Annotated in this window: 27 protein-coding genes and 4 pseudogenes; 19 read left to right on the top strand and 12 right to left on the bottom strand. The window is 67.1% G+C overall.

Annotated elements, in window-relative coordinates:
• Positions 1–236: 236 nt before the first annotated feature.
• Positions 237–890, bottom strand: coding sequence for a hypothetical protein (locus CP978_RS00395; RefSeq protein WP_150478113.1), 654 nt, complete (start codon positions 888–890; stop codon positions 237–239).
• A gap of 170 nt (positions 891–1,060) precedes the next feature.
• On the bottom strand, positions 1,061–1,660 hold the full coding sequence (locus CP978_RS35360; RefSeq protein WP_227745259.1) for a hypothetical protein: 600 nt from the start codon (positions 1,658–1,660) through the stop codon (positions 1,061–1,063).
• Between the two features lie 638 nt (positions 1,661–2,298).
• On the opposite strand from CP978_RS35360, the gene CP978_RS00385 reads away from it, so the two are divergent.
• The 5 genes from CP978_RS00385 (at position 2,299) to CP978_RS00365 (ending at position 6,174) form a co-directional block, all read left to right on the top strand.
• Positions 2,299–2,562, top strand: a complete 264-nt coding sequence (locus CP978_RS00385) for a helix-turn-helix transcriptional regulator (RefSeq protein WP_043436626.1) — start codon at positions 2,299–2,301, stop codon at positions 2,560–2,562.
• A 169-nt stretch (positions 2,563–2,731) separates the two neighbouring features.
• Positions 2,732–3,592: a DUF6083 domain-containing protein gene (locus CP978_RS00380; protein ID WP_043436624.1), complete on the top strand. Its 861-nt coding sequence runs from the start codon at positions 2,732–2,734 to the stop codon at positions 3,590–3,592.
• Positions 3,593–3,594: 2 nt separating this feature from the next.
• On the top strand, positions 3,595–4,071 hold the full coding sequence (locus CP978_RS00375; RefSeq protein WP_174498710.1) for a hypothetical protein: 477 nt from the start codon (positions 3,595–3,597) through the stop codon (positions 4,069–4,071).
• Positions 4,068–5,555, top strand: a complete 1,488-nt coding sequence (locus tag CP978_RS00370; protein ID WP_043436622.1) for a UvrD-helicase domain-containing protein — start codon at positions 4,068–4,070, stop codon at positions 5,553–5,555. The genes CP978_RS00375 and CP978_RS00370 overlap by 4 nt, the downstream gene beginning before the upstream one ends.
• Before the next feature lie 127 nt (positions 5,556–5,682).
• Positions 5,683–6,174, top strand: coding sequence for an SUKH-3 domain-containing protein (locus CP978_RS00365; RefSeq protein ID WP_052453878.1), 492 nt, complete (start codon positions 5,683–5,685; stop codon positions 6,172–6,174).
• A gap of 22 nt (positions 6,175–6,196) precedes the next feature.
• Here the strand turns inward: CP978_RS00365 and CP978_RS00360 are convergent, their stop codons facing one another.
• A complete protein-coding gene (locus tag CP978_RS00360) occupies positions 6,197–7,792 on the bottom strand; it encodes an ISL3 family transposase (protein ID WP_043436619.1) in 1,596 nt (531 codons plus the stop codon).
• 225 nt (positions 7,793–8,017) lie between these two features.
• On the opposite strand from CP978_RS00360, the gene CP978_RS00355 reads away from it, so the two are divergent.
• On the top strand, positions 8,018–8,293 hold the full coding sequence (locus CP978_RS00355; protein ID WP_079162465.1) for a hypothetical protein: 276 nt from the start codon (positions 8,018–8,020) through the stop codon (positions 8,291–8,293).
• Positions 8,294–8,301: 8 nt separating this feature from the next.
• Here the strand turns inward: CP978_RS00355 and CP978_RS00350 are convergent, their stop codons facing one another.
• The 6 genes and pseudogenes from CP978_RS00350 to CP978_RS00325 all read right to left on the bottom strand — a co-directional run bounded on the left by CP978_RS00350 (position 8,302) and on the right by CP978_RS00325 (position 12,766).
• Positions 8,302–8,553 (bottom strand): ISL3 family transposase, encoded by a 252-nt coding sequence (locus tag CP978_RS00350; RefSeq protein WP_043436616.1) that lies wholly within the window; start codon positions 8,551–8,553, stop codon positions 8,302–8,304.
• A gap of 579 nt (positions 8,554–9,132) precedes the next feature.
• A pseudogene (locus CP978_RS00345) lies at positions 9,133–10,115 on the bottom strand (IS481 family transposase); the annotation flags it as partial.
• Positions 10,116–10,210: 95 nt separating this feature from the next.
• On the bottom strand, positions 10,211–11,122 hold the full coding sequence (locus CP978_RS00340; protein ID WP_150478112.1) for an SDR family NAD(P)-dependent oxidoreductase: 912 nt from the start codon (positions 11,120–11,122) through the stop codon (positions 10,211–10,213).
• Between the two features lie 40 nt (positions 11,123–11,162).
• The gene (locus CP978_RS00335) at positions 11,163–11,756 is read right to left on the bottom strand and encodes a TetR/AcrR family transcriptional regulator (protein ID WP_150478111.1); all 594 of its coding nucleotides are present in this window, start codon (positions 11,754–11,756) and stop codon (positions 11,163–11,165) included.
• A 127-nt stretch (positions 11,757–11,883) separates the two neighbouring features.
• Entirely contained in the window at positions 11,884–12,030 is a 147-nt protein-coding gene (locus CP978_RS00330) for a hypothetical protein (protein WP_150478110.1), read from the bottom strand.
• A gap of 163 nt (positions 12,031–12,193) precedes the next feature.
• Positions 12,194–12,766, bottom strand: a complete 573-nt coding sequence (locus tag CP978_RS00325; RefSeq protein ID WP_150478109.1) for a TetR/AcrR family transcriptional regulator — start codon at positions 12,764–12,766, stop codon at positions 12,194–12,196.
• Positions 12,767–12,874: 108 nt separating this feature from the next.
• Between CP978_RS00325 and CP978_RS00320 the strand changes: the two genes are divergently transcribed.
• On the top strand, positions 12,875–13,882 hold the full coding sequence (locus tag CP978_RS00320) for an NAD-dependent epimerase/dehydratase family protein (protein WP_150478108.1): 1,008 nt from the start codon (positions 12,875–12,877) through the stop codon (positions 13,880–13,882).
• A gap of 479 nt (positions 13,883–14,361) precedes the next feature.
• Positions 14,362–14,502, top strand: coding sequence for a hypothetical protein (locus tag CP978_RS34695; protein ID WP_170307415.1), 141 nt, complete (start codon positions 14,362–14,364; stop codon positions 14,500–14,502).
• A 53-nt stretch (positions 14,503–14,555) separates the two neighbouring features.
• On the opposite strand, the gene CP978_RS00315 is transcribed toward CP978_RS34695, so the two are convergent.
• A complete protein-coding gene (locus CP978_RS00315) occupies positions 14,556–14,948 on the bottom strand; it encodes an MFS transporter (RefSeq protein ID WP_170307420.1) in 393 nt (130 codons plus the stop codon).
• Between the two features lie 284 nt (positions 14,949–15,232).
• Positions 15,233–16,573, bottom strand: coding sequence for a PP2C family protein-serine/threonine phosphatase (locus CP978_RS00310; RefSeq protein ID WP_170307419.1), 1,341 nt, complete (start codon positions 16,571–16,573; stop codon positions 15,233–15,235).
• On the opposite strand from CP978_RS00310, the gene CP978_RS00305 reads away from it, so the two are divergent.
• The 3 genes and pseudogenes from CP978_RS00305 to CP978_RS00295 form a co-directional block, all read left to right on the top strand.
• Entirely contained in the window at positions 16,572–16,808 is a 237-nt protein-coding gene (locus tag CP978_RS00305; RefSeq protein WP_150478105.1) for a transposase, read from the top strand. The two genes, CP978_RS00310 and CP978_RS00305, sit on opposite strands and share 2 nt — an antisense overlap.
• Before the next feature lie 31 nt (positions 16,809–16,839).
• A protein-coding gene (locus tag CP978_RS00300; RefSeq protein WP_150478104.1) for an IS3 family transposase occupies positions 16,840–18,083 on the top strand; the annotation gives its coding sequence in 2 pieces (ribosomal slippage) (positions 16,840–17,122 and positions 17,122–18,083; 1,245 coding nt in all).
• Positions 18,084–18,107: 24 nt separating this feature from the next.
• Positions 18,108–18,479, top strand: a pseudogene (locus CP978_RS00295) (transposase); the annotation flags it as partial.
• A gap of 36 nt (positions 18,480–18,515) precedes the next feature.
• On the opposite strand, the pseudogene CP978_RS00290 reads toward CP978_RS00295, so the two are convergent.
• Positions 18,516–18,785 (bottom strand): annotated as a pseudogene (locus CP978_RS00290) (DUF6233 domain-containing protein); the annotation flags it as partial.
• Positions 18,786–18,949: 164 nt separating this feature from the next.
• On the opposite strand from CP978_RS00290, the gene CP978_RS00285 reads away from it, so the two are divergent.
• The 8 genes and pseudogenes from CP978_RS00285 (at position 18,950) to CP978_RS00255 (ending at position 25,167) form a co-directional block, all read left to right on the top strand.
• Complete coding sequence (locus CP978_RS00285; RefSeq protein WP_150478103.1) at positions 18,950–19,363, top strand: MerR family transcriptional regulator; 414 nt, start codon at positions 18,950–18,952, stop codon at positions 19,361–19,363.
• 233 nt (positions 19,364–19,596) lie between these two features.
• On the top strand, positions 19,597–20,472 hold the full coding sequence (locus CP978_RS00280) for an alpha/beta fold hydrolase (protein WP_150478102.1): 876 nt from the start codon (positions 19,597–19,599) through the stop codon (positions 20,470–20,472).
• Positions 20,473–20,551: 79 nt separating this feature from the next.
• A complete protein-coding gene (locus CP978_RS00275; protein WP_150478101.1) occupies positions 20,552–21,301 on the top strand; it encodes an SDR family oxidoreductase in 750 nt (249 codons plus the stop codon).
• A gap of 480 nt (positions 21,302–21,781) precedes the next feature.
• On the top strand, positions 21,782–22,255 hold the full coding sequence (locus tag CP978_RS00270; RefSeq protein ID WP_150478100.1) for a VOC family protein: 474 nt from the start codon (positions 21,782–21,784) through the stop codon (positions 22,253–22,255).
• 102 nt (positions 22,256–22,357) lie between these two features.
• Positions 22,358–22,669: a hotdog family protein gene (locus tag CP978_RS00265; RefSeq protein WP_150478099.1), complete on the top strand. Its 312-nt coding sequence runs from the start codon at positions 22,358–22,360 to the stop codon at positions 22,667–22,669.
• A 17-nt stretch (positions 22,670–22,686) separates the two neighbouring features.
• Positions 22,687–22,953: pseudogene (locus CP978_RS36180) on the top strand (transposase family protein); the annotation flags it as partial.
• A 224-nt stretch (positions 22,954–23,177) separates the two neighbouring features.
• The gene (locus CP978_RS35150; protein WP_242647084.1) at positions 23,178–23,609 is read left to right on the top strand and encodes a transposase family protein; all 432 of its coding nucleotides are present in this window, start codon (positions 23,178–23,180) and stop codon (positions 23,607–23,609) included.
• 181 nt (positions 23,610–23,790) lie between these two features.
• A complete protein-coding gene (locus CP978_RS00255) occupies positions 23,791–25,167 on the top strand; it encodes an IS1380 family transposase (protein WP_150478098.1) in 1,377 nt (458 codons plus the stop codon).
• Positions 25,168–25,450 lie beyond the last annotated feature (283 nt).

Raw genomic sequence — 25,450 nt, 5'->3', positions numbered from 1 at the left:
AAAAATCAAGCGAGAACCGAGGACCTGGAGCTGAGCAAAATCAGCCACTCGTCTCCTCCGCGCCTCCGTCCGGCTGCGGTCTGTAGACGCGCGCCGACGGGACATCTGCCTGGGCAGTGGGCGCATCCTCCGCAGGGGGACGAGCCTGCCGCAGGCAGAGTAGTCGGCGGGCGCCGCCTTCTGGACAGCCCAGTACCCGGAAGTCGGGTGCAGCGGCAGTGTGGCGCCCCGCGGTTCTATTCGGCTTGGTCGGACCGCAACTCGCCCTGGACGGGGTTGGCTGTCTGCCCGTCCTTGCTGGGGGCGGTGTAGAAGACGGCGGCGCCCTGTTTGGTGCGCTGGGCCTGGTTCTTGGCCACGAGTCCTTCAAGGGTGGTGCGTACGACAGTGGTCTTGATGCCGCGCTCGGGGTGGGCAGTGCCGAGAGTTGTGGCGATTTCCGCTGCGGAGCGCGGTTCGTTCTGTCCGGTGAGGTGGCTGCGGACAAGTTCGACCAGTGTGGGCTGGGCCGTCTTTGTGGCTGCGTTCTTGCTCGTGAGCTTCCTGGTAGCCGACTTTTTGGGTGCTGCATGATCCTGGGCGCCAGCGGCCCTCTTTGCCGGTGTCCGCGAGTTGGCGCCGGGCTTGAGGGGGGCATTCTCACGGGGAGCTGGCACAGATGCGCTGTCTGGCGCGGCCGCAGGCTGAACAGGTACGGGCGCAATGCCCAGGGCCTGCTGCACCTTGATCAGAAGGGAGTGGTCGCGCTGCAGGGACGTCAGATGCTCCTGGAGTGCGGCGATGTCCGCGCTGATACGTTCCTGCTCCTTGAGGTTGTGTTCGAGGTCGCTGGTCACCTGGGCGGCGTACTGCGTCGTCAGCCCGGTGGCGGCAGTTGTGCTCTCCGGCATAGTGATGACCCTTCATTCGGTTTCCTGGCCGGTTGTGCCACATCTCTTAGCGCGTGCAGAGCTGTGCGCCAGTGTTCTTGGACTGGCACTCAACGGCAGACAGTAGCTGCTGCGACCGGCCCGACGCAGAGATAGTACGGATGAGTGATGCCTCTTGCTCGAGCTGAGCTTCATGGTTGGGATACGTGACGTTGTCCGGGGTGCACAGTGGGATGGGCTGGTTTCCTCTCGTGGGGGAGTTGCCACAGGACTTCGTCGGTGTCTCGACGGTGGTGCCAGACGGTCAGGACACGGATAGCTGTCAGCCGGTCGAGTAGTTCTGCAGTCTGGTGGGGGCAGTGTCCGCACAGGCGAGCGAGGACGTCCATGTCGGCGCTGTGGTGGACCTGGGCGCACGTGTGTGCGGCCAGGACCAGAGCGGTCAACTGCAGGGCATGCGGTGCGGCGGGCGGCGGGAGCAGCGGCGCTGGACGCAGCGCCCAGTGGGCGGCGCGGCGGCGTGGTCCGCGGCCGGGGGCCTGGTCCAGGACCGTGGCGTCAAGCAGCCGTACCTCCAGGCGGGCCGTCCTGAGATCGGGCATCTCCAGCCAGCCGCCGTGAGTCAGTTCCTCCCACACTTCTTTTCGCCCGCGCAGTCGCATGCCGCGCAGCAACCCTGTCGGCAGATGTACTTGACCGCGGGTGTCGGCCCGCAGGGCGCATTGCAGGGCCAGCAGCCGGCCGGCGGGTGAGGTGAACCGGGGGAGAGCGGCGGCCAGATAAGTGAGCATCTCCCGCACACGCACCCGTTGCTGGGATACGGACTCAAGCCTCCTGCCCGGCGGAGCCGAAAGGGGACTGGAAGCAGGCGGCCGCTGCGGCCCGATCTGGGTGTCCGGCACGACAGCGGTGTTACTCGTTGCCGCCGCGCAGGCCGTGCAGGTGTCGGCCAGGCGCCACGCGCGGCCGGCGCGGTCGCGGGTGAGGGCGAGCAGCACAGGTCCCGCGCATCCGCGGTGACGCGGGTGCCACGAGCAGCCCTGCGTGCGGCACTGGCAGGTGCGCAGATGCCCCGGCAGCACGTTGGCGCGGGCGTGGCAGGCCAGATGAGCCAGAGCGGCGGACCGTGCAGAGCCGGCCTGAAGGGGAGGGGTATGGGCGGTGCAGAGGGGGCAGACGAGATTCGGTCCGCCTGCCTGCTGGCGCAACTCCACCGTCCAGATACGCCGCACCGCGGGGTGCGTGCCGGCCAGCCTCATCGACCCTTCGTCCTCCCGTCGTCCGAGCCGTCGTGGCGGGTGCCCCATTCGAGCGTCTGGGACGGCCGCCGTAGTGCAGACCTTCGCACCGCGAACAACACCACCACTCCCGGCAAATAGTGCAGAAGTCTGCACTGACAGGGCAGTGTTCTGCACCGTCGGATGGTGGAGTGACGATCTTGCCGCCCGACCCCGACCTCACCGCGCTGCGCGTGACGCTCGCGCGCCTGCGGGGCGAACGCGGCTGGACCTTCGACGAACTCGCCGAACGCAGCGGCCTGGCCCGGCGCACCCTCATCGACCTGGAACACGGCCGCACCACCGGGAGCGTCACCACCTGGCACGCACTCGCCCACGCCTTCGACGTGCCCATCGAGAAACTTCTCGGCGCCCTCTGTAACGACCACACCCCGCCCGGACCGAAGCGCCCCTGAACCCCTCCGCCAGCCGGCAGACCGCCACACGTGAATCATCCAAACCGGCGAGCAGCACACGAATACATGTACGTCCGATCGTGCATACGTTCACGCTCACTGTGCCATTCGCAGGACAGAGCTCCCGCCGTCTCCGCTGCCACCGGGTGCCGCCTGGCACGGTCCCCGCATGTGCCCCAACCCCGCCACAGGCGACTGCCACTGGGACGGCAGCCCCCGCCACAGGCGACACCCCCGCCCGCTACGAGTGGCCGCCACCAGCCCCAGCCGCCTGCTGCGCGCCGGCCAAAGCGGCCGCTGCCGCCGATGCGGCAACCGCATCGACATCTACCAGCGCACCGACCAGCGCCCCATCGCCCTGCATCCCGCTGAAGTGGCCACCGAGCAGGTGCCCGATTCCTGCCGCTGGCACCTCGCCGGCGGTATCGCCCACCCCCACGGCGACGGCAGCGCCTGGTGCCGCATCCCCCACATCGTGCTCTGCCCCGGCAGCACCCCCACGCCCCGGCTCGGCCGGCGCCTTGAAGAGGTACGCCGCCAACTCGCCCTCCACACCCGCCGCCTGATCGACACCGGCACCTTCACCCCCACCACGCTCGCCGACAGCCCGCCCGCCACCGGCGCCCCCGCACCCGCCCGCCCGGTCGTGCAGATGCTCCTGTCCCGCTACCTCGCCGACAGCCCCCTCGAGAACATCCGCTGCGTGGCCCAGACCCGCCACCGCCTCCGCTGCACCTGCCCCGTCCTCGACTCCACCAGCCCGGCCGGAACCTGGAAACTATTGCCTGCCGGACCCCAACGCGGCCAACTCGCGCTGCCCGACACACTGATGGCCGTCTACGACCTCAGCCACCTGCCCTACCCCGAACAGGCGCGCTGGCGTACCCAGCACTGTCCCGCACACGCCGCCCCCCGAGGTGCGGCCGATCTTGCCCTGGCTGGCTGGCAGGTTTTCGACCCTCTCCTGCATACAGCGCACATTTACACTCGCCTGCCACACCACCCGGCCGGCCACTCCAGGGGCAGGTGATGATGCCGCACCACGCCCTGGAAATCATGCTGACCCGGCCCCTGACACCATCCGAACTGTGCCGCGCAGCCTGCGCCTGGCCGCTGGTAGCCAACCACGATGCCACCCGCCTGATGGCTCTGGTAAGCGCCAAAACCCCCGACCGTGCCGCACGCCGCCTACGCCGCCGTCTTCACACCCAGGTGCCCATCGACGTGATCACCACCCACTACCCCGACGTAAGCGGACAGATCTTGCTCAACGTTGCCCTCCTACTAGCCACCCGTACTCTCCTCACGGCCGCAGCCCACCGCGCACAGCAGAAACCCGAGCGCTTCCTGGAACTTGACGTCCTCCGGGCCCTTGCCAAACACGCGGACCAAGAAGCCGACCGCCTCGACCAGGCGGTACGCCACCTACTGGCCCACGCCACTCCCGCTCACCTGCTGTCGACTGTCGGACATGCGCTCACCTGGCTCCCTGAAGGAGCCACGCTATGAACCCGACCGAAGAACAAGCCGCAGCAGCCGACGCCTTCCACGCCGGCGACCACCTGTCCCTGCAAGCCGGCGCGGGCACCGGCAAGACCACCACCCTCGCCCTGCTCGCCCGCACCACCAAACGCCGCGGCCGCTACCTCGCCTACAACCGCACCATCGCCCAAGACGCTGCTGAACGTTTCCCTCGCACCGTCCAGTGCAAGACCGCCCACGCACTTGCCTACGCCGCCGTCGGCCACCGCTACACCCGCCGCCTGAACGCACCCCGCCGTCCCGCCTGGCAGACTGGACACGCCCTCGGTATCACCAAAACCATCCGCATCGGCGACCGCGAAGTCTCACAAAAAGCCCTCTCCAACACCGTCCTGCGCACCGTCGCCCACTTCTGCCACACCGCCGACGACACGATTACCCGCCACCATGTACCCCACCTGCGCGGCCTCGAACACCAGACACTCCACGCTGAACTCACAGCCCACATTCTTCCCTTCGCCCGCAAAGCCTGGACGGACATCCAAGACCCCGACGACGGCTGCGTACGCTTCGACCACGACCACTACCTGAAAATCTGGGCCCTCACCCGCCCCAGAATCCACGCCGACTTCCTGCTCCTGGACGAAGCGCAAGACACCAACCCCGTCGTCGAACAGATCTTCCTCAACCAGCGCAGCCACGCCCAACTCGTCATGGTCGGCGACTCCGCCCAGGCCATCTACCACTGGCGCGGCGCCAAAGACGTCATGACCGGCTTCAACGGCACTCAACTGGCTCTGTCGCAGTCTTTCCGTTTCGGCCCCCGGCTGGCCCAAGAGGCCAATCGCTGGCTGCACATCGCGGGCGCCCCCATCCGCCTCACCGGCACACCGGCCGTGCCCACCGAACTCGGCCCCGTGGCCTGCCCCGATGCGGTTCTGTGCCGTACCAACGCCGGCGCTATGGCTCAAGTCATCACTCTGATGGCCGACGGGCGACGGGTCGCCCTTGCCGGGGGAGGGGACGGCCTGCGCGCCCTCGCTCTGGCCGCCCGTGACCTGAAGGAAGGCCGCCGCACGAGCCACCCGGAACTCCTCCTCTTCCCGGGCTGGGGAGAGCTGCAGGACTACGCTGCCCACGATCCAGCAGGGCGTGACCTGCAGCCCTTGGTCGACCTCGTCGACAAGCACGGCACCGAGACCATCCTCAACGCCGTAGCCGGGCTCGCTCCCGAGCAGCACGCCGAAGTAACCGTCTCCACTGCGCACAAGGCCAAAGGCCGCGAATGGGCCTGTGTGAGAATCGCCGACGACTTCGCCCCGCCGAAGAACAGCAGCCATAAAGACGACAACGGATGCACCATCCCCGAGCCGATCGACGACAGCGATGCCCGCCTCGCCTACGTAGCCGTCACACGTACCCGCTGGCGCCTGGACATGGATGGACTGTCCTGGATCGACCACCACCCGGATGGAAATCCGGCAGCCAGCAAACGGGCCTCACCCACCTGACCGCGACAGGGGCGAGAGGTAGCTTCAGGCCGCACAGGAGCATGGATGGCTCTGTTCACCAGAACGGGCTCTGGTCCACTTCCTGTGGTGCGGTCACACGCTGTACTCACTCAGCTCGGCTGCTGAGATGATCGCCTCCTATTTCAAGTTGGCGGGAGTTGGGTCTGTCATGAGCGAATGGTCGCCGGAGGTGCTTGAGGTCCTGGAGGCTTCGGGGTGGACGGCGGGCAGGCGCGTCGACACGGCTGGCTGGCGGTCCATGTTCGAAGGAGTCGGCGTCCGCATGCACGATGCTGCGGAAACGTTTCTCCAGGAGTTCGGGGGGCTGACCGTCAGCATCGGTGGCCCGGGAATCAACCGCGCCCGCGAGCCATTCGAACTGGACCCTGAGCTGGCGTGGGGAGAGGATGACCGGTTCTCCGAGTGGAGCGACGCCTTGGGGAGAGAGCTCTTCCCGCTCGGTGAGCTCGATCACGGCCGATTCTTTCTCGGTATCGATGAGCGCAGCGAGATCTACCTGGTCGAGGGCTGGGTCGCTAGCTTCGGGGCAATGCCGCACGCCCTTGAGAATCTGATCCTCGGCGTGAGGCCCCGCAGGATCGGCGAGGGACACAGGTAGGCGGATCAGGCCTGGTGACAGCTCACTTGGCGAGCAAAACGCGTTTGCGGAGGAGCTCGAATCCCGCGCGGCCGAACATCTGCCGCTTCAGCATCTTGATCCGGTTCACGTGGCCTTCAACAACGCCTGAGTTCCAGGGATGGGAGAGGCCGACAGTGACAGCGTCCAGGTCTCGTTCGAGGTGCCGGGCGAATCGCTGAAGGCTGGGCAGATCGGTGACAGTTGCGGACGCGATCCATTCCGACAGCCGTTCGCCTCGCAGTTGCGTGAGCATGTCCGCGAAGGCACGGACATGGCTGGCAAGGCTTTCGAGGCCGGAGCAGCCGGCCAGTACTGTCTTGAGCTGAAGCCGGTCGCTCTCGGCCAGGGCGTCGGGGTGGGTGAGTATCCAGCGGGTGACCGCACGGGCTGATGGCGGCCGGGGTCCGACTGGCTGGGGCTTGCCGCGCAGGGTCCGGCTGACGTAGGCGCGGACGTTGCCGTAGCCGTCTGGGTAGCCCTGTGCCTTGATCTCCTCCCACAGTTTCCAGGCGTTGGTGCAGCCTTCCTGCCATCGCTGGTCGAGATAGGGCTTGTAGGCATCGAGCTTGGTGGGGCGGCTTTGCCACTGGCCGGTGAACAACTGCTCCGGCTCGGTGGCGCGGGAGAAGCGGAGAACGGTGTTGAGGCCCATGCCGAGCTGCCGGGCGACGGACCGCTTGCTGTGTCCAGCGGCCAGCAGCGCGTGAACAGTTGAGTGCTTGGCGCGGGTGCGTTCGGCGAACCGGTGGCCTGTCGGCCACGGTGATGTCGCGGTCGCCGGCGACGCCTGCCCTGGCTCCTCCAGCGGCGCCGGTGCGGGTCGCAGGCAGCCGCGGTGTCGGTAGAAGCACTTCTCGGCGGCTTCGCCGAGGTTGTGCCAGAGGTGCCACCTGTCAGCGACCTGGAGAGATTGTGGGGCGCCTCGGGCGGCGCCTTCGGCGTAGAAGAGGGCGCGGTCCCGGCAGATGATCTCGATTCCGGGCCGCTGGGAAAGCCAGGCTGCGAGCGTGTCCGCCTCCCGGTCCGGCAGGAGGTCCACCGGGCGACGTGTCTCGACGTCGACGAGCACGGTTCCGTAGATCCGGCCCTTGCGCTGAGCGTATTCGTCCACGCCGACCACGCGGGGCGTGGCGGTAGGCGGATCCGGCAGTGAGGTGATCAGCCTCAGTAGAGTGTTCCGGCTGACCGGCACCCCGAGGGCGTCCGCCATCCGGGCGCCGGCCCGTCCCGCAAGCGCGAGTCCGACCGAGACCAGCGTCGATCGCAGCCGCTCTGTCCGCCGACCGAAGCGATGGGTGAGCCCAGGCACCTGCTCAGCAAACGTCTTGCGCGGGCAGGAGTCCTCCGCGCAGACGAACCGGCGCACCCGTAACGACACCACGACGAACTTGCCCGCTGTTGGTAGATCACGGGGAAACCGCAGGTAGGAGCCGTGTATTCGCCCCGACCAGCACCCGCAGCCCGGACACGTCGCCCGCTTGGCCGTGGTCCGGGCCTCCACTCGGACACGCGTGTCAGCCACCTCGACCGACTCCACCGATACATTCTCCACCGGCCCGAAGAGCAACTCATCCAGCTGCGGACGTACTTCGTTCACGGCGCAAAACTGTCGACCCCACCACACGCGGGCGGGACGATTTTCGGGCGACCTCGACCGCCATCGGACGACGGTCAACAGTCACGCTGCGTACGCGACCACAGGAAGTGGGCCAGAGCCCCAGAAGGTTCTGGCTCACTTTCCGTGCAGGGCTGACTGAGCGTGACGTCAGCGGTGTGGTGGGATGGCCGAACTCTGTCGTTGACCTGCTGGGAGACCGCCGTGATGCCCGTGTACTCGTCTCTGACTCGTGCTTTGGCCGAGGCTTTGGTCGATGTCTTGTGGTTCATCGACGGCAGTGAAGACGAGCAGATGGATCCGGACGACGCAGTCAAGGTCCTGGAGGGTGTCGCCCACCTGGTCAGCAAGCTGTCCAGCGATCAGCGGAACGAGTTGATCGCATTGCTGGGGACAATGGCTGAAGCCGAGGCCGACCCTGCGCGACGCGAGTTCCTGGAAGGGTTCCCGGAAGGCTTCGGGCTCCTTGATGATGCGGTCTGACCTGTGGCTCACGAGTAGAGCAAGACGCGCTTGCGGAGGAGATCGAAGCCGGCCCGGCCGAACATCTGGCGCTTGAGCATCTTGATCCGATTAACGTGTCCTTCGACGACACCGGAATTCCAGGGCAGGGTGAGGCCGGCGATGACCGCATCGCGGTCACGGTCGATGCCTGCGGCGAGGGTGTGAAGGCTGGGCAGGTCGTCTCGCGGGACAGCGTCGAGCCACTGCGGCAGCCCTTCGCCCTGGCGCTCAGTGAGCATCTGGCCGAAGGATCGGACGTGACCGGCGAGCGCGTTGAGTTCGGGGCAGTGGACCAGGACGGCCTTGAGTCAAAGGCGATCGGTCTCTGTGAGAGTTTCGGGTCGGCGGAGGATCCAACTGGCGACGGTGCGAGGCGAGGGCGGTGGTGCAGTGACCGGGTCGGACGAGAGACGCTTGGTGCGGAAGTACGCGCGAACTCGCTGATAGCTGCCGGTGTAGCCGAGTGGCACGATCTCCTCCCATACCTTCCATGCGTTGGTGCAGCCCTGGCTTCAGCGGTCATCCAGGTAGGGCTTGAACGCGTCGAGCTTGGACGGCCGACCCTTCCACTGCCCGCGGAAGAGGTCCTCCGGGGTGGCTGCGTCGGCGAAGAGCTTGACGGTGTGGGAGGTCATGCGGAGTTGGCGGCCGATCGCCCTCCGACTGAGCCCGGCGGCCAAGAGCTCGTGGACGGTCGTGTGCTTGGCGCGGGTGCGGTCGGCGAAACGATGTCCGGTAGGCCAGGGCGAGCCGGACGGATCTTCGAACTTCTCCGGCTCGGGGGCGGGCTGGGCTGGACCTGGCGCCAGCACCCGCAGGCTGTATTGACCCGCATCGTTGTTGACGCGGCTGATGGGTGGTTTCCCGCCGAGCGCGGTGTGGCAGCGGTGATGGTTGTAGGTGTGAAGGAAGTCCGCGAGGGCAGCGGTGCGTTCGGCGTTGCTGTAGTACGGACGCACGTAGGCCCATTCGTCGAGGAGCGTGCGGTTCAGGCGCTCGACTTTGCCGTTTGTCTGCGGGCGGTAGGGGCGGGTGCGCTTGTGGGCAATGCCGGCGGCGCTGAGGGTCCGGCCGAACAGCTTGGAGCGGTAGCAGGAGCCGTTGTCGGTCAGGACGCGCTCGACGGTGATGCCGTGTTCGGTGAAGAAAGCGTTCGCGCGCTGCCAGAATGCGGCGGCGGTCTTTTTGCGCTCGTTGGCCAGGACTTCGCTGTAGGCGAGCCGGGAGTGGTCGTCGATTGCGGTGTGGACGAAGCTGTAGCCGATGACGGGGCTGCCGCCTTTGCGCGCGTCGGTCGTGGCCTGTCTGTTGGCACCGGCTTGCTGGCGGGGCATGATGCGGTGCCCGCCGCCGTCGGGGATGTTGCCGAGCTTCTTGATGTCGACGTGGATCAGCTCGCCGGGGCGTGCGCGTTCGTAGCGGCGGATGATCTGGCCGGTGGGCCGGTCCATCCAGCTCAGCCGGTTCAGGCCGTGGCGGGTGAGCACGCGGTGGACGGTGGAGGCGGGTAGGCCCAGGATCGGGCCGATCCGTGCGGGGCCGAGCTTTCGCTCGCGCTGCAGCGTGCAGACCTGCTCCTCGATGTCTGAGGAAGTGCGGTGCGGGGTCGTCTGGGGCCGACTCGTGCGGTCGTACAGGCCGGCGTCGCCCTCGGTGCGCCAGCGGCGCCTACCCACTTGTAGGCCGTGGCGCGGGAGATGCCCATTTCGTCGGCCACGTGCGCAACGGGGCGACCGGATCGGACCCGCTCGACCAGCAGACGCCTGCCATGGACGGTGAGCCGGGCATTGGGGTGGGACACAAGCTCCTCTGTCGTTGTCGTTCGTCGGGCCCGGTTGCTGTCGGCGGGCGGCGAGGCTGGGGAATTCGTCGGAGGCGTCCGGGACAACGGCGGTGCTAGGAAAGGTCCTTGAGCAGGGCGCGGGTCTCGGCGACGATGCGGTCCTGGAATGCGGGGTCCTGGACCTGGGCGGAGCCGCGCATGGGGTGGCCCTTCTCGTCGTGGTAGACGCCCGTGGCCTTGGAGGTGTCGGTGAGAACGCCAGTGATCATTCGGGCAGCGCGCTTGGGGGTGCTGCCGCCGGGCATGAGCGGGGCGAGCGGGCCGATGACGTAGGTGGCGAGCAGTTTCAGGACGGGGTTGGCGTCGCGGGCCAGGCCGGTGCTCGGGTTGAAGCCGGGTTCGACGGCGTTGAACCGCAGGCGGGGGGTCTCTCGGGCGAAGGCGAGGACGGTGGCGAGGTTGGCCTGCTTGGAGGTGGCGTAGGCGTCGTAGCCGGGTTTGGCCGAGCCGCCGGGCTCCCAGTGGCCGTGCAGGCTGTCCTTGGCGGTGAGGTAGCGGGCGCCGCGGAATCCGGCCTTGACGGCGGGGCCGCGCTCGGGGTCTTCGACGGCCGAGCAGGTGAAGACGACGTTCGCACCGTCGGGCAGGTGCGGGATCAGGGCCTCGGTGAAGGCGAACGGGCCGAGGTGATTGGTGGTGAAGGCCAGGTCCCAGCCCTGGGCGGTGGTAGTGGTGACGGTGGGCATGATGCCCGCGTTGTTGAGCAGGCCCGCGATCGGCAGACCGAGCCCGGCGATCTCCTCGGTGGCGCGGCGCACACTGGCCAGGTCGGCGAAGTCGCAGACGACCGAGACGGCGTGGCCACCGGGCCGGGCGTTGATCTCGGCCTCGACCTCCTTGAGCTTGGCCGGGCTGCGCCCGACGAGCACGAGGGTGCCGTGGGCGGCGAGGTCCAGCGCGGTGCGGTATCCGATGCCCGAGGTGGGGCCGGTGATGATCCATGCCTTGCGGGGCTGAGCGTTCATGGCTGAAGGTCCTTTGTCGAGGGGATGCTGTGAGAGCGGGTCAGGTCCGGCCCGGTATGCCTGTTCCGGCCAGGACGCGCCACAGGGCTTCGAACGCGGTCTCGGCGTTGGCCGAGGCCCGGTCGGGGTCCCGGATCATCTCGTCGATCGCGGCCTCGGCCAGGGCGTTGGCGAGGGTGAGGACGAAGCCGAGCGGCACGTCCCGCACCGGCCCGCCGGCCCGGGCGCGCTCCAGCAGATCGGCGATCCCTACCGAGACCAGGCCCACTTGCTGGTGACTCTCGTCGGTGATCTCGTCGGCGACCTGGAGCTGCGCCAGGACCCGGCGCTTGTCGGGATTGCCGGTCGCCCAGCGCGCCCAGTGCTCCCACATGTGACGCACCTGCTCGCGTGGCTCACCCCCGGGCGGAAGGCCGGCCAGTGACGCCTGGGCCATCTCGGTCTTGAGCGCGATGAACAACTCGTTGAGCAGCTGCGTCTTGGTGTCGAAGTAGGTGAACAGTGAGCCGTTGGAGACACCAGCCTCCTTCGCGATCACCGCCGTGGACGCCGCGCCAATCCCCTGGGAGGCGATGACGCGCGCGGCAGCTGACAGGATCGCCTGGCGCCGTTCCTCACTGCGTGGTCTGGCCATACCCCCACCATATAAGAGAGTGACCAGTCACTCAACCTGGGGCTTACTCGACACCGTGCGCCCGAAAGGGCTGCATGCGCGTCCAGGCCGGTGGAGGCTGCAGCTCCGGCCTGGGGCGCTCCTTGGTCTACAGGGCGGTCAGAGCGTCGAGTTCGGCGAGAGCGCCGGTGGGCAGGATGAGGCGGGCTGCGGCGACGTTCTGCTGCAGGTGGGCGGCGGACGAGGTACCGGGGGTGAGCAGGATGTTGGACGATCGCTGCAGCAGCCAGGCCAAGGCCGCACCTCATCCTTGCCCTTCGCGCACGTCAAGGAGTTTGCCCTCCAAGGCCAGGGCGCCAGGAGCTTGGCAGGCGAAATGAAGGGGTGCCACACCATATCCCCGCCCACCACGAAAGCGGTTCCCGCCGACCTGTCAACAACGATGCGGGTCCATACACCTAGGTGTGGCTGGGGCGGGTGCGTAGGCCGTCGATGATGAGGTCGAGGAGGCGGGCGGTGCGGGCTGCTGCACCGTCGCCGGGCGGGATGCGCCACAGGGCGCCGAGCTGGAGAAGGACGTCCTGTGGGTCTAGGTCGGCCTTCAGCTCTTGTGTGGCGGCTCCGGCATCGAGAAGGGCGTCGATGGCGCTGAGGAACGGTCCGTAGTTCGGGTCGTCGTGGCCCCCGTCGGTTGCGGCGTGGATGACGTCGGACAGGCCGTACTTGAGCTTTCCGTAGCGGGCGACCTCTTCGAGCCAGCGGCGCAGGGCCTCAAGGGGCGGCAGGTCGGCGGCGAACTCGTAGGCCAGGTCGATGACCTTCTGAATCTCCTGGTGGTAGAGCTCCATGATCAGCGCTTCGCGGGTGGGGAAGTGCCGGTACAGGGTGCCCACGCCGACGCCCGCGCGCTTGGCGATCGCCGTCATGGAGGCGCCCGAGGATGCCGCGAAAGCCTCGCCGGCGACGGCCAGGATGCGGGCGCGGTTGGCCACCGCATCGGTGCGGGAGGCGCGAGGAGAGGGCGAGGACATGCCTGGTCCGATCGGTCCGATTGCGAAACGGAAGGGCTTCCGTTACGGTCGAGGAGAAGCACCGGAAGGGCTTCCGCTTAATCTTGTCACACCGCATGGAGGACAGTCATGCCGGAAACGGTCCTGGTCACCGGAGGCACCGGATATGTCGGCGGCTGGTGCGTCGCTGAGCTGCTGCGGCGCGGCTACCGCGTACGCACCACCGTGCGCAGCCACGGCAGGGAGCAGGCGGTGCGCGACGCCGTCGCCACGCAGGTGGATGCGCAGGACCGGCTGGAGTTTGCGATGGCCGACCTGACCGCGGACCAGGGCTGGGACGCGGCCGTCAGGGGCGTGAACTTCGTCCTGCACGTCGCCTCGCCGATGGGCGGCGCGGGCGCCGAGGACCCCGCAGCCCTGATCGCCGCCGCCCGTGACGGCGCGCTGCGCGTGGTGAGCGCCGCCGCCGAGACAGGTGTGCGGCGTGTGGTGATGACCTCCGCGGCCAACACCGCCAGCCCCTCCTCCTACACCGAGGACACCATCACCGACGAGACCTTGTGGACCGACCCCGAGGATCCCACGCTGATCCCCTACCGCCGCTCCAAGACCCTTGCCGAGCTCGCCGCCTGGCACTACATGGCCACCTACGAAGGCCCCACGGAGCTGACCACGATCCTGCCGGGCGCCGTGTTCGGACCGATCCTGTCCACCAGCACCATCGGCTCGGCCGGCATCATCCAGCAGATGCTCACCGGCACCATGGCCGGCGTCCCCCGCATCGGCCTGGAGATCGTCGACGTCCGCGACCTCGCCGACATCCACATCCGCGCCATGACCTCCCCCAAGGCCGCAGGCGAACGCTTCCTCGCCACAGGCGAATTCACCTGGATGCTGGACATGGCCCGCGCCCTGAAGGAGGACCTGGGCCAGGACGGCGAGCGCGTCTCCACCCAGGAGACCCCCGACGACGTGGTACGCGCCAACCCCGCCATGGGTGAGATCGCCCCCTCGCTGGGGCGCCGCAACCGGCACAGCACCGCCAAGGCCCACACCGTCCTGGACTGGCAGCCGCGCCCGGCCCGCGAGAGCGTCATCGACTGCGCCCGCAGCCTGCTCTCCCACGTCGTCGCGTAGCGGCAACACGCAGCGCGGCCCGCTCAGCCAGGCCGTCGACGGACGCTGCCGCCCACTCGCGTTCGGCCTTCGACAACCGGCCTTTGACCGTACCGTCTACAAGCAGCGGATCTCCATCGAAGGCTGCATCAACAAGCTCAAGCCGTGGCGCGGCCCAGCAACCCGTGACCAAAGAGCCGTCACCAGTTACCTCGCCGCCCGGGATGCTGTCGCTTCTCGTGAACATCGAACATGGCACGGCTTGAACGCCTCCCGAAGTGCTGAACAGGCGCTGTTGAATCTGGTGAACAGAGCCACATGGAAGATGCCCAGGCAGGGGAAGGTCCCTCGTGCGACAGCTGCCAGGCCAGCTGCGCGTGGTCGGGCCGACCCCCGTCGCTCTGGGGCCGCTCGATCAGGAGATCTTGAGCTGGTTCGCGCGTACACGGTCGCCGCGGTCGCTCCGCTGCGGGAGCCGCGTGGAGAGGAGCCTGCGGGTCGTGATCAACTCGGTTATCTTCCGTTCCTCCGGCCAAGACCTCACCACCACCGGCACCTACACCGAGATGACCTCCCGGCTGGCCGAACCCGTCCTGCTCGGTTTGGCCGTCCTCGCCATCCGCAACCGCGTCAAACGCTGACCCCACCCGGCAGAAGGGGAAGAGACACCACGGTCACTGAAGTGATCAGTTGCTCACACCGCCCCGAGGCGCCGCACGGACGATTTCAGTGCGCAGGTCACAGCACCACCCGCTGCAATCTTCCGTGCGGCCCGACAGTGACCGGCGAGCGGTATGAGTACCGTGGCGCCCGCTGTGACCACACTCGCGACGATGAGCGCCCGGGCGCTGCCGAGGAGCCTGCTGACCTTCGGAGTCAGGGCCGCGCCGATCAGACTGCCCAGGCCGCCGGAAGCCATCAGGATCCCGACGACGGCAGCCGGCGTGTCCAGTGTGCGCACCAGAAACACGGGGGTGAGGGCCATCTGGGCGCCCGCCACGAAGTTGATGAGGGTCGCCACCACCACGCACGGGGCGATGAACCGGTGCCGGACGACATAGCGAACGCCGTCCCTGATCAGTGCCACGAACGAGGTGTCAGCTTGCGAGGGTGGGGTGGGTGCCGGCCGGGGCAGACTCCACAGCTACGCCGTCGAGACGATGTAGCTCACGGCGTCCACGACGAGGCTTGCGGCAGCTCCGAAGAGCTGGGCAAGGAAGCCGCCGAGCGACGGGCCGCCCAACTCGATAGCTCTGGCATCGTGGCCGCCTGCTGGGGCCCTGCACGGCGTCGTCCCGCTGCGCCGAGGTGAGAGCGGCATCCCGGCCTGGGCGGTCGACTGGGCGCAGGCGTTCTGTCGGCGGCACGGGCTCAGATGGTGTCCGGTAGACAGTTGCGGCGGACCGCGACCATGATCACGTCGTTGTCAAGGTTCCGGCCCACATATCGCCGTAGGTCACTGCGGACGGCCTCAACCAGTGCTCCAGGGGCCAGGCGCGCCCAGGCCGGAAGTCGTTCGGCGAGGGGGTAGAAGTCGCCGGCGCGGTTTCGGGCCTGGATGACACTGTCGGTGTAGAGGAGCACCGTGGCGCCAGCGGGGAAAGATGCTTCATCCATGTGCAGGCGGCCGTTTCCGAGATCGCTCAGCCCGAGGGGCGGCATGGGGGATGTGGGTTCAAGGGGGACAACACGCCCGTGGTCGATAAGAAGGGGCGGCAGGTGACCGAGATTGGCCATGAGCATCGGACCGTCGCCCCGCTCTGGTATTTCCACCACCACGGCGGTGACGAACTCTTCCAAGGCCAGGGATGTACTCAGACTGTCCGGCTGCGCCGCGGTGGAATCGTGTAGCTCATCCATGACGTCTTCATCGAAATTAGCGACCATGGAGCGCAGTGAATCGAACTGGCGTGCCGATCTACGGAAAGCATTCAGTACGTAACTCATGGTCTCGATCCCCGCCAGTCCTTTGCTGTGAGCGTCGGCGATCAGGATCCGCACCCGCTCCCCGAGGTCCGCGACACCGTAGATGTCCCCGCCGACCCCGGCCGCCTTGTCCGCCGGCACGTAGATCGAGGCCAGCGACAGGTCACCGAGATGGGACGGTACAGGCTGCAGCAGACTGCGTTGCATCACCTCGGCACCCGTTTTGGTGGAAACCAGTTCCTGCTCCCTTCGCCCGCGTATCTGGCTGGTTCCCATGGCGGTGACGCTGACCAGCAGCACAGCGAGCTCAACCGAAAAGTCCGTCCAGCCCACCAGCAGGTGCTCCCTCGTTTCCAGCACCACGCAGAGAACAGCCACCGCAGTGACAGCCATCACGCCGACCGGCGAAAGGAACGCAGCAGCCAGAGCAGGCACCGCCACCATCAGGGGAGCCAATCTGACCGCTTGCCCTGTGGCGTCGTCCAGCATCAGCAGAACGACCGGCAACGCCATCAGCGTCACCAGGGCGAGTTCCGAAGAGCGCGTCCTGGACAAGCGCTCCCGGTTGTGCACCAGGCCCTTCAACGTCGCCACCTCCCAGCAGCTGCCGGACCTCCTGTCGCTGCGGGCTGGCAGATATCGGCTGGCCGCTTCACGGAATTCTGGGCTGCGCTTCTCATCGTCACACTGCGCTCGGTAACCAGCACACCAAAGGCGGGTTGACCCCGCGGAAAGCCAGTCCAGGCTCCGGCAGGCACGCTCGACCGCTTCACCGAGCTGGGCCATGCTCGCTCCGCTCATACCGTGGGCCGCGACGAGACGCCCTTGCCTGGGGGGCCGGCAGGTCATCAGCGCGATGGTCTACAAGGTCCGGGCCGGGATCTCGTGGCATGACCTGCCCGAACGCTACGGGCCGTGGCGGACGGTCTACACCCCCTTCCGCCGCTACGCCCTGGACAGCGTGTTCACCCAGGCCCTCCAACAGATCCAGGTCCAGACTGATGAACCGCTCCAGGTCTGATGGAGGCTCGATTCCCTGAGAGGATCGAGTCATGGCCCGTCCGTCCCCTTACCCTGCCGAGCTTCGCGAGCGTGCGGTGCGCATGGTCGCGGAGATCCGCCCCAACTACCCGACCGAGTGGGCCGCGATGAAGGCGGTCGCCGCGAAGCTGGGCATCGGTTCCGCCGAGACGGTGCGGACGTGGGTCCGCAAGGCCGAGGTCGACGCCGGCCGGCGTCCCGGGGTGACTTCGGAGGAGGTCGCGGAGATTAAGCGGCTGAAGGCCGAGAACGCCGAGTTGCGCCGGGCCAACGAGATCCTCAAGGCGGCCTCGGCTTTCTTCGCGGCCGAACTCGACCGGCCGTCGAAGCGCTCGTAGCGTTCACCGACGCCCATCGGCAGGTGTTCGGAGTCGAGCCGATCTGCAAAGTCCTGACCAGCCACGGACTGAAGATCGCGACGAGCACCTACTACGCCGCCAAGAACCGCACCCCCAGTGCCCGGTCGATCCGCGACGCAGAGCTGAAGACACAGATCAGCCGCGTCCACGCCGACAACTTCGGTGTCTACGGAGTGCGGAAGGTCTGGCGGCAGCTGCACCGCGAGGACATACCCGTGGCCCGCTGCACGGTCGCCCGGCTGATGCGTGACCTCGGGCTCGAGGGCGCCCGACGCGGGAAGAAGATCCGCACCACCATCCGCGACGACGGCCATGATCGGCCCTCTGACCTGCTCAGACGCGATTTCACCGCATCCCGTCCGAACGAGCGGTGGGTCGCCGACTTCACCTATGTCGCCACCTGGTCCGGCATCGTCTACGTCGCCTTCGTCGTGGACGTGTTCTCCCGGGCGACCGTCGGCTGGTCAGCCGCCACCAGCAAGCGGGCCAAGCTCGCCCCCGACGCCCTCGACATGGCCCTATGGCGCCGCGACCGGGACGGCATCCCCGCAGGCCCCGGGCTCATTCACCACTCGGACGCGGGCAGTCAATACACGTCTTTCGCGTTCACCGCCCACCTGCTCGAGGCCGGCATCGACGCCTCGATCGGCACCGTCGGCGACGCCCTGGACAACGCCCTCATGGAGTCCCAGATCGGCCTCTACAAAACAGAGCTGATCAAGCCCCGCAGGCCCTGGCACGGCCTGGCCGACGTCGAACTCGGCACCGCGGAATGGGCCGACTGGTTCAACAACCAGCGCCTCCATACCGCCATCGGCGACATCCCGCCCCACGAACACGAGACCAACCACTACGCTCAACACCAGCCCCAACCGGCGGCTGGAGTCAACGCATAGAGCCTCCACCGATCCCGGAGCGGTTCACTCGGTATCTCGGGTGTCAACGTCCACGACAGTCAGGCCCTGATCCCCCTCGTGCAGGGCATACCGCCGATCCGTTCCCGGCGCGGCCGGCGGCGACGCCGGCCGGACAAGCTTCATGGCGACAAGGGGTACGACTACAACCACCTGCGCCGATGGTTACGCGGACGGGGCATCACACCTCGGATCGCGCGCAAGGGAACGGACTCCAGCCAGCGGCTCGGCCGGCACCGCTGAACTATCGAACGCACCATGGCCTGGCTTGCCGGATGCCGACGTCTCCACCGACGCTACGAACGCAAAGCCAGCCATTTCCTGGCCTTCACCAGCATCGCCTGCACCCTCATCTGTTACAGGAGACTGGCCAACTGAGATGAGCGGTAAGTCGAGGATGTTCAGCTGGATGTCGGGTTCGCAGTGAGTGCAGGCTTCGAGGCCCTCGGCGAGGAGTCGGCGGGCTTCGTTGCGGCTGACCGCGCGGCGCCGCTTGCCCGCTATGTAGCTGTCGCCGGCGTGGACCTGGACGGGGGCGCGATCTGCGCCGATACCGGGTTCAACGATCCAGTCCGGGTGCTCCGGCCTGTTGCGTCGGCCGCGCTCCTCTTCGGCCTGCCGCCGTCGCACGGCTTGGATCTTGCGGTCGATGCGCTCCACCCAGAGGGGATGCCAGACACGCATCCTGTGGAATTTGACTTGTCACGCTTGCGGTGTGGCGCGTGAGAAGCGGTCTCGCTGGCATCTTCGGCGGTAGGCATGTGCGTCTGGGCCGACTCTAGACTTTCAAGCATGGTGGAGACTCCACAGTGTCTGTCGGCGGATCGACGAGTTAGGGAGGTACACGGGTGAAGATCGGCGAGTTGGCGACTGCGGCAGGGGTGTCGCCGTCGAGGATCCGGTTCTATGAGACGGCTGGCTTGCTGGCCCCGGATGAGCGCACCGGATCGGGCTACCGGGTGTACGGCGAGGTGGCTGTAAAGGCGCTGGAGATCATCAAGCAGGCTCAGCTGGCGGGTTTCACGCTCGCTGAGATCAAGGCTCTGCTGCCGGCTGAGGGGCTCGGCGAGTGGAATCGAGATGCAATGCTTGCGGCGCTGCGGCGCAAGCATGTGGCGATAGAGGAAATGCAGCGGAAACTTTCGCAGTCCAAGCGCAAGGTGCGGGCGGTGATCGACGACATCGAGGCGAAGCCTGCCGATGTCACCTGTGCGGAGAATGCCGACCTCATCATGGCCCATCTGAACTCGCTCCTGGCCTGATCGGTCTTCCTGCCGGCTTCCCGGTCGAGGGAGGTGCCTCGCGCCGCGCTGCCCGCGATGACTGTGCAGTACGAGGCGCCTTCTGCAGGTCAGTTCGGAGTTACCCGCGGAAGGTGCGCAACATCGTCCCCCCTTGCCTCCAGAACACTTGACCTTCAACCATGGTTTAAGGTTTACGCTCGCTGATACAGGGCACCTGCCAGCTCGGTGTCACAGTCTCACAAGGACCCCGTATGAGCGATTTACTCGATGTCACCCACCACACTGCGGCACTGAACGGCATCATCCAGCACTGGGTCAGTGCGGGCGACGGACCGCCGGTATACCTGCTGCACGGCTTCCCGGAGACCTGGTACGCCTGGCGCAAACAGATTCCGGTCCTGGCCGAGCAGTTCACTGTCATCGCCCCCGACCTGCGCGGCTATGGTGCGACCGAAAAGCCGGCGAGCGGTTACGACAAGCGGACGATGGCCAACGACCTGGCTGCGCTCATGGATCACCACGGCCACCAGCGCGCCATCGTCGTCGGGCATGACCGGGGTGCGCGGGTTGGCACTCGGTTCGCCAAGGACCACCCCGACCGCATCGACCGTTTCGTCACGATCGACAACGTCCCAACCCGAGTGCTGATGGAAAAGGTCAGCCCTCCGTTGGCCCAGCTGGGCTGGTTCTTGACCTTCCTCAACGTACCGGATCTACCAGAGGTCCTGATCGCCGGCCGTGAGGAGGAGTGGCTCACCCACTTCTACCGTTCGTGGTCGTACGACCCCGAAATGCTCACCCCCGAGGAGATCGACGTCTACGTCCGGGCATACAGGCAACCTGGCGCCGTTCGGGGAGCCGCCATGGACTACCGAGCCTCAGCCGAGGATGTGGCGCAGGATCTCGCCGATGCCGACCAGTTGATCACCTGTCCGGTCCTCGCTCTGTGGGGTCAGGAATTCGAACAGAACGGTCGGTTCTTCGACGTACTGGAGGTCTGGAAGGGCATGGCTCACGACGTGCGCGGCTTCGGTATCCCGCAGTGCGGCCACCTCTGCATGGAGGAACAGCCCGACGTCGTCAACCACGCGTTGCTGGCCTTCCTCGCCGACAGCTCCGAATCGTGAAAGAGGGTAGCGAGGTGCCGTCCTATGAGGAAGCCGTTGGCTTGCTCGCGCCCTCGGGCCTGAGAACAGGGATGCAGTGATGAAGCGTTCGAAAGTCCTGATTACTGGGGCAAGTGCCGGGCTGGGCAAAGGTCTCGCCCGGGAGTTCGCTGCTCGCGGTGCCACGTTGGCACTGTGTGCACGGAGGTTGGACCGGCTTGAGGAGGTGCGGTCGGAGCTGCTGGCCGAGCATCCTGGTCTCCGAGTGCATCTGAAGGCGTTGGACGTTACCGACCACGAGCGTGTGTTCGATGTCTTCGAAGAGTTCGCCGATGAGCTGGGCGGACTGGACCGGGTGGTGGTGAACGCCGGTATCGGGAACGGTCGCCCCCTCGGTATCGGGGAGTTCGCCACCAACCGCGCGATCGTGGAGACGAACCTGGTCGCCGGACTGGCCCAGATCGAGGCGGCGATGACCATCTTCCGGCGCCAGAGGGCCGGCCACCTGGTGGTGATGTCGTCGGTCAGCGCGTTCCGGGCCATTAGTGGCTCGATGACGGCCTACGCCGCCAGCAAGGCAGGAGTAGCGACGCTGGCCGAAGGTCTGCGCGCCGAGCTGCACGGCTCCAACATCACGGTGAGCACCATTTTTCCCGGCTACATTCGCACCGAACTGAACGCACACAACACCAGTGCTCCGTTCATGGTCGACGCCGCTTCCGGCTGCCGTGCACTGGCCCACGCCATCGAGGAGGAGCCGGACAAAGCTGTCGTGCCGGCATGGCCATGGGCCTCAATTGGCGCTGCCATGCGAAACCTGCCGCTGAGCTGGGTCCGTCGACTCGGTTGAGCAGGCCGACCATGGTGGCGCTGTCCTCACCTCCGCGCAACGGGCTCCGTCCCAGCTTCCAGGGAGATCGCGAACTAGCCTTGGGGTCCGCCCCTCTCCGCCGCGGCCATCGCGCACCGCGGGCAGGATCTCTCTGCTTCCCCGGTCTGTGGACGTATCGCCAGCCGGCGCCGCGTCGGCCGCGTTCTGGGAAAGCCTCGGCCCACTACTCCCGCACTGCCGGTCCGCGGAGTCGGCCCGGCAGGCGGCTTCATCAGCGACCCGGACAAGCCACTAGTTCAGTACGCCCTCACCGACGGCTGCGGCACCCGCGACCGGCTCGTCTCGCAGATCTCGTAGAGCAGCCTCGCCAGGGCCGGCCCCTGGCCCGCGCCATCACTCCGGAGCCTGCTTCCGGCCGAGCCGCTACGGGGGCACGTATCACGCCCACTGTCCGACCGTGACGTCCACGCATAGCAAGCCCGTGACGGACCTTGCCCCGTGAAGTCAGGGCTTCGACGACAGGTCTTTGACAAGAGACTGCACGCAAAAAGCAATCCGTGGCAACAGGAAAACACCATGCCAATATTACACACATTCGCGAGATTCGCCGTCGATGACTTTAACCGTTCGGTGTCCGCATTTGAATCCCTCACTGCCTCTTCGGCCCTGCGATTCCCCTACGGGGACTGGCAGACGGCATTGGTCGGCGACATCCTCTTGGTCTGGATTCCGTCGGCGCAGAAGCCGAGCTATACGGTGCAGGCCGTGTGTGCAGTTGACGACCTTGAAGAGATCCTGCGGACGACGAAAAACCACGGGGCGACGTGCATCACTGGCCCCAAGGATGCCCCCTTGGGGCGCAACTTCATCGCACAGCACGCCGACGGAATGATCATCGAATACGTCCAATTGCGTCATGAGTTTGCCGCCCTGCTGGCAGACCACACTACTGCAGTTCCAGCTCGTGACTGAGCAGTTGAGCTGGCCCACCGCCTCGGCCCGCGGACGGCCGAGGCACCCCCACAAAAAGTGTTCTGTACGGCTCTACTCCAATCAACTATTCGGAGCACGCAAGTGATTGACGCCGGCCTTCCCCAGCCGGTACCCGCACCTGATTTCGGGATCCTGATGCCGGTCAGGGTCTACTTCGACGACCTGGATCCCTTTGGGATGCTGCACAATACGCGCTACAGTTTGCTCGTCGAACGAGCCTGCAGCATGCTGTGGGAGACGATGGCCGAGGAGAGACTGGGCGATGACGAATTCATCATTTTCAAGAAAGTCGAAATCGCCCATGAAGCACCCGTCCACGGTGCGGGGTTCTACGCTGTCCAACTCTGGGTAACGAGCTCGTGCACGGTAGGCGGTGAGGCGTCGAGCTTCTGATCGTCGATCATGGTTGCGTGGTGGGGAACGCGACTCGTGCAGTGATCATCAGCGACCGAAGGATCACGGGCCTGTCGACCCAGGTGATCGCTGAACTGGTGGCTGAGGTAGGTCCGTTGTGGCATGAGCGGCACCAGGCCAGGCTTGCGTCCAGGCCGCGGAAGCGGGCCGTGGGCGCCGGTGCGAAGCACCGGCTGGTTTTCGTCGACCGGCTCCTGGCCACCCTCGTGCACCTCCGACACGCGATCACGCATGACGTGCTGGCCTGCTGGTTCGGCGTGGACCGCTCCACCATCACCCGCGCCATCGGCGAGGTGCGCCCCCTGCTCGCCGAGCGAGGCTGCACCGTCAGCCCCGGCGTGCTGCTGCAGACACTCGCCGAGGTCGTCGACCACCTCGGCGGCAAGACCGGCATCATCGACGGCACCGAGATCCGGGTCCGGCGCCCGGCCGCAAGGACCGGGACACGTTCATCTCCGGCAAGAGCAGGCAGAACGCCGTCAAGACCGTGGTCGTCACTGACGCGGACGGCCGCGTGCTGTTCTGCAGCCCGACCCGCCCCGGAAGCTGCGCGGACATCGCCCACGCCCGCCAGTTGGGGCTGGTCAAACTCCTGGCCGATGGTCCCACAGTGGAGGTCCTCGCGGATGCCGGCTACCAAGGGCTGGGTGCCCAGACTGGCGGGCGGGTGGTGACACCACCGCACCGCAAGTTCAAGAAGAACGCCCCCGACTGGTACGAGGAGATGTACGAACGGCAGCGCAAGGCACATTCCTCGCGCCGTATCCGGGTCGAGCATGGCATCGCCCACCTGAAGAACTGGCGGGCCCTGGCCAGCCACCTCGGCCGCCGCGAGCACATCAGCGACACTGTCCAGGCCGTCGCCGTCCTGCTCTCCCACCAACAGACCGCGGACTTGATCCCGTCACGGCGGGTGTGAACACCGAGCCTCACCGAAGCCCTCGACGCCTCACTGCCTACTGTGCACGAACTCGTTAGCCCCGCGCTTTCATGAAGCGGGCTGTCCGACAGGTGGTCAGCGAAGCAGAAAGTGCCTCTGACCAGCGAGAATGAGGATTGTCGAGGTCCTTGTTCCCGCTGAAACCAGAGGCACTTTCCAGGTGAAGCAGCCTATCGGGTCCTACCCACGCGTCCGCGTCCGGGGCGACGGCTGTCAGGTCATCTCGCAGGCCGGGGCGGTCCTGCTCGTCGAAACGGTCCGCAAGAGTGGCCTTGACCAGGCCATATCCGCCGCTCTCGGCCCGTGGCGCAAACCGCGGGCCGTTCACGATCCCGGCAAAATCCTCCTGGATCTCGCGCTGGCGGTCGCGCTCGGCGGGGACTGCCTCGCCGACATCGCCGTGCTGCGGGCCGAGCCGGCCCTCTTCGGCCCCGTGGCTTCCGATCCGACCGTCTCCCGCCTGATCGACGCCCTCGCCACCTCGGACGACGCAGCCCTGCGGGCCATCCGCACTGCGCGGGCCGAAGTCCGCTCCCGCGTCTGGTCGTTGGCGGGCAAGAACGCTCCACATGCCGACGGAGAGGTGACGGTCGACCTGGACGGAGTGCTGGTAATCGCGCACTCGGACAAGCAGGACGCCGCCCCGACCTGGAAGAAGACCTACGGCCACCACCCGCTGATGGGCTTCGTCGACCACGGACCGGGCGGGACCGGTGAAGCGGTCGCGGCCCTGCTACGTCCGGGCAACGCGGGCAGCAACACGGCCGCCGACCACATCACCGCCGCCCGCCTCGCCCTGGCCCAACTGCCCCAGAAATACCGGCGCGGACGGCAGCCCCTCATCCGCACCGACTCCGCCGGCGGCACCTACGAGTTCGTCGCCTGGCTCGCCCAGCGCGGGCGCTGGCTGTCCTACTCGGTCGGCATGGTGATCACCGAGGCCATCCACAGCCACGTCCTCAAGATCCCGGCATCGGCCTGGACGCCGGCCATCGAGACGGACGGCGAGATCCGGGACGGCGCCTGGGTCGCCGAACTCACCGGCGACCTGCTCGAGGGCTGGCCGAAGGGCATGCGGCTGATCGCCCGCAAGGAACGGCCGCACCCCGGAGCTCAGTTGAGAATCACCGACGCTGACGGCATGCGGATCACCTGCTTCGCCACCAACACCGCCGGCCGGCCCATCGCCGAACTCGAACTCCGCCACCGGCTGCGGGCCCGGGCCGAGGACCGGATCCGGGCCGCCCGCGCGAGCGGACTGCGCAACCTTCCCCTGCACCACACCGCGCAGAACAAGGTCTGGCTGGAGGTCGTCCAGATCGCTCTCGACCTGCTGGCCTGGATGCCCATGCTCGCCCTGACCGGCACAGCCAGGCTCTGGGAGCCCCGGCGTCTGCGGTTCCGCCTCTTCTCCGCGGCCGCCCAGCTCGTCACCACCGGCCGGCGCCGCATCCTCCGCCTCGCCCGCCACTGGCCCTGGACCCATGAGATCACAGACGCCCTCGAACGGCTTTCCCTCCTGCCGAACCCCGGTTGACCAGCAACTCTCCCGCCCCTACGAGAACACCAGCCCAGTCCGGAGCAGTGGAACCCGGTGCCCACCCGAGGCGACACTCGGGCCCCTGGCCTGCCCTCCACCAGCCGCTGAAAGCGAAACGGTCCACCGACTCCGTCGGCAGACCGTCATGCAAGATCAAGGTTAGCACTACCGAAAATGTGCAATTACACGATCACAAGCGCTCCGCCACGCTCAGCGCGAAGCATCGTCCTCTTTGAGCAGGGCACCTGCCAGACATCGATGTCTGTGCGGATGCGATGTG

Origin of the sequence: Streptomyces nodosus, assembly GCF_008704995.1 — a bacterium.
GTDB lineage: Bacteria > Actinomycetota > Actinomycetes > Streptomycetales > Streptomycetaceae > Streptomyces > Streptomyces nodosus.
Note: the sequence above shows the minus strand (reverse complement) of the source record. Positions and strands in the feature narration are given on the sequence as shown.

What these genes read in the sequence shown, in the direction of transcription:
- CP978_RS00375 (WP_174498710.1), top strand. Translation starts at nt 3,595, where the DNA reads ATGCCGCACCACGCCCTGGAAATCATGCTGACCCGGCCCCTGACACCA.
- CP978_RS35360 (WP_227745259.1), bottom strand. Translation starts at nt 1,660, where the DNA reads ATGCTCACTTATCTGGCCGCCGCTCTCCCCCGGTTCACCTCACCCGCC.
- CP978_RS00355 (WP_079162465.1), top strand. Translation starts at nt 8,018, where the DNA reads ATGCCCGTGTACTCGTCTCTGACTCGTGCTTTGGCCGAGGCTTTGGTC.
- CP978_RS00310 (WP_170307419.1), bottom strand. Translation starts at nt 16,573, where the DNA reads ATGGCCCAGCTCGGTGAAGCGGTCGAGCGTGCCTGCCGGAGCCTGGAC.
- CP978_RS00365 (WP_052453878.1), top strand. Translation starts at nt 5,683, where the DNA reads ATGATCGCCTCCTATTTCAAGTTGGCGGGAGTTGGGTCTGTCATGAGC.
- CP978_RS00275 (WP_150478101.1), top strand. Translation starts at nt 20,552, where the DNA reads ATGAAGCGTTCGAAAGTCCTGATTACTGGGGCAAGTGCCGGGCTGGGC.
- CP978_RS00395 (WP_150478113.1), bottom strand. Translation starts at nt 890, where the DNA reads ATGCCGGAGAGCACAACTGCCGCCACCGGGCTGACGACGCAGTACGCC.
- CP978_RS00320 (WP_150478108.1), top strand. Translation starts at nt 12,875, where the DNA reads ATGCCGGAAACGGTCCTGGTCACCGGAGGCACCGGATATGTCGGCGGC.
- CP978_RS00380 (WP_043436624.1), top strand. Translation starts at nt 2,732, where the DNA reads ATGTGCCCCAACCCCGCCACAGGCGACTGCCACTGGGACGGCAGCCCC.
- CP978_RS00325 (WP_150478109.1), bottom strand. Translation starts at nt 12,766, where the DNA reads ATGTCCTCGCCCTCTCCTCGCGCCTCCCGCACCGATGCGGTGGCCAAC.
- CP978_RS00335 (WP_150478111.1), bottom strand. Translation starts at nt 11,756, where the DNA reads ATGGCCAGACCACGCAGTGAGGAACGGCGCCAGGCGATCCTGTCAGCT.
- CP978_RS00370 (WP_043436622.1), top strand. Translation starts at nt 4,068, where the DNA reads ATGAACCCGACCGAAGAACAAGCCGCAGCAGCCGACGCCTTCCACGCC.
- CP978_RS00340 (WP_150478112.1), bottom strand. Translation starts at nt 11,122, where the DNA reads ATGAACGCTCAGCCCCGCAAGGCATGGATCATCACCGGCCCCACCTCG.
- CP978_RS00305 (WP_150478105.1), top strand. Translation starts at nt 16,572, where the DNA reads ATGCTCGCTCCGCTCATACCGTGGGCCGCGACGAGACGCCCTTGCCTG.
- CP978_RS00280 (WP_150478102.1), top strand. Translation starts at nt 19,597, where the DNA reads ATGAGCGATTTACTCGATGTCACCCACCACACTGCGGCACTGAACGGC.
- CP978_RS00350 (WP_043436616.1), bottom strand. Translation starts at nt 8,553, where the DNA reads ATGCTCACTGAGCGCCAGGGCGAAGGGCTGCCGCAGTGGCTCGACGCT.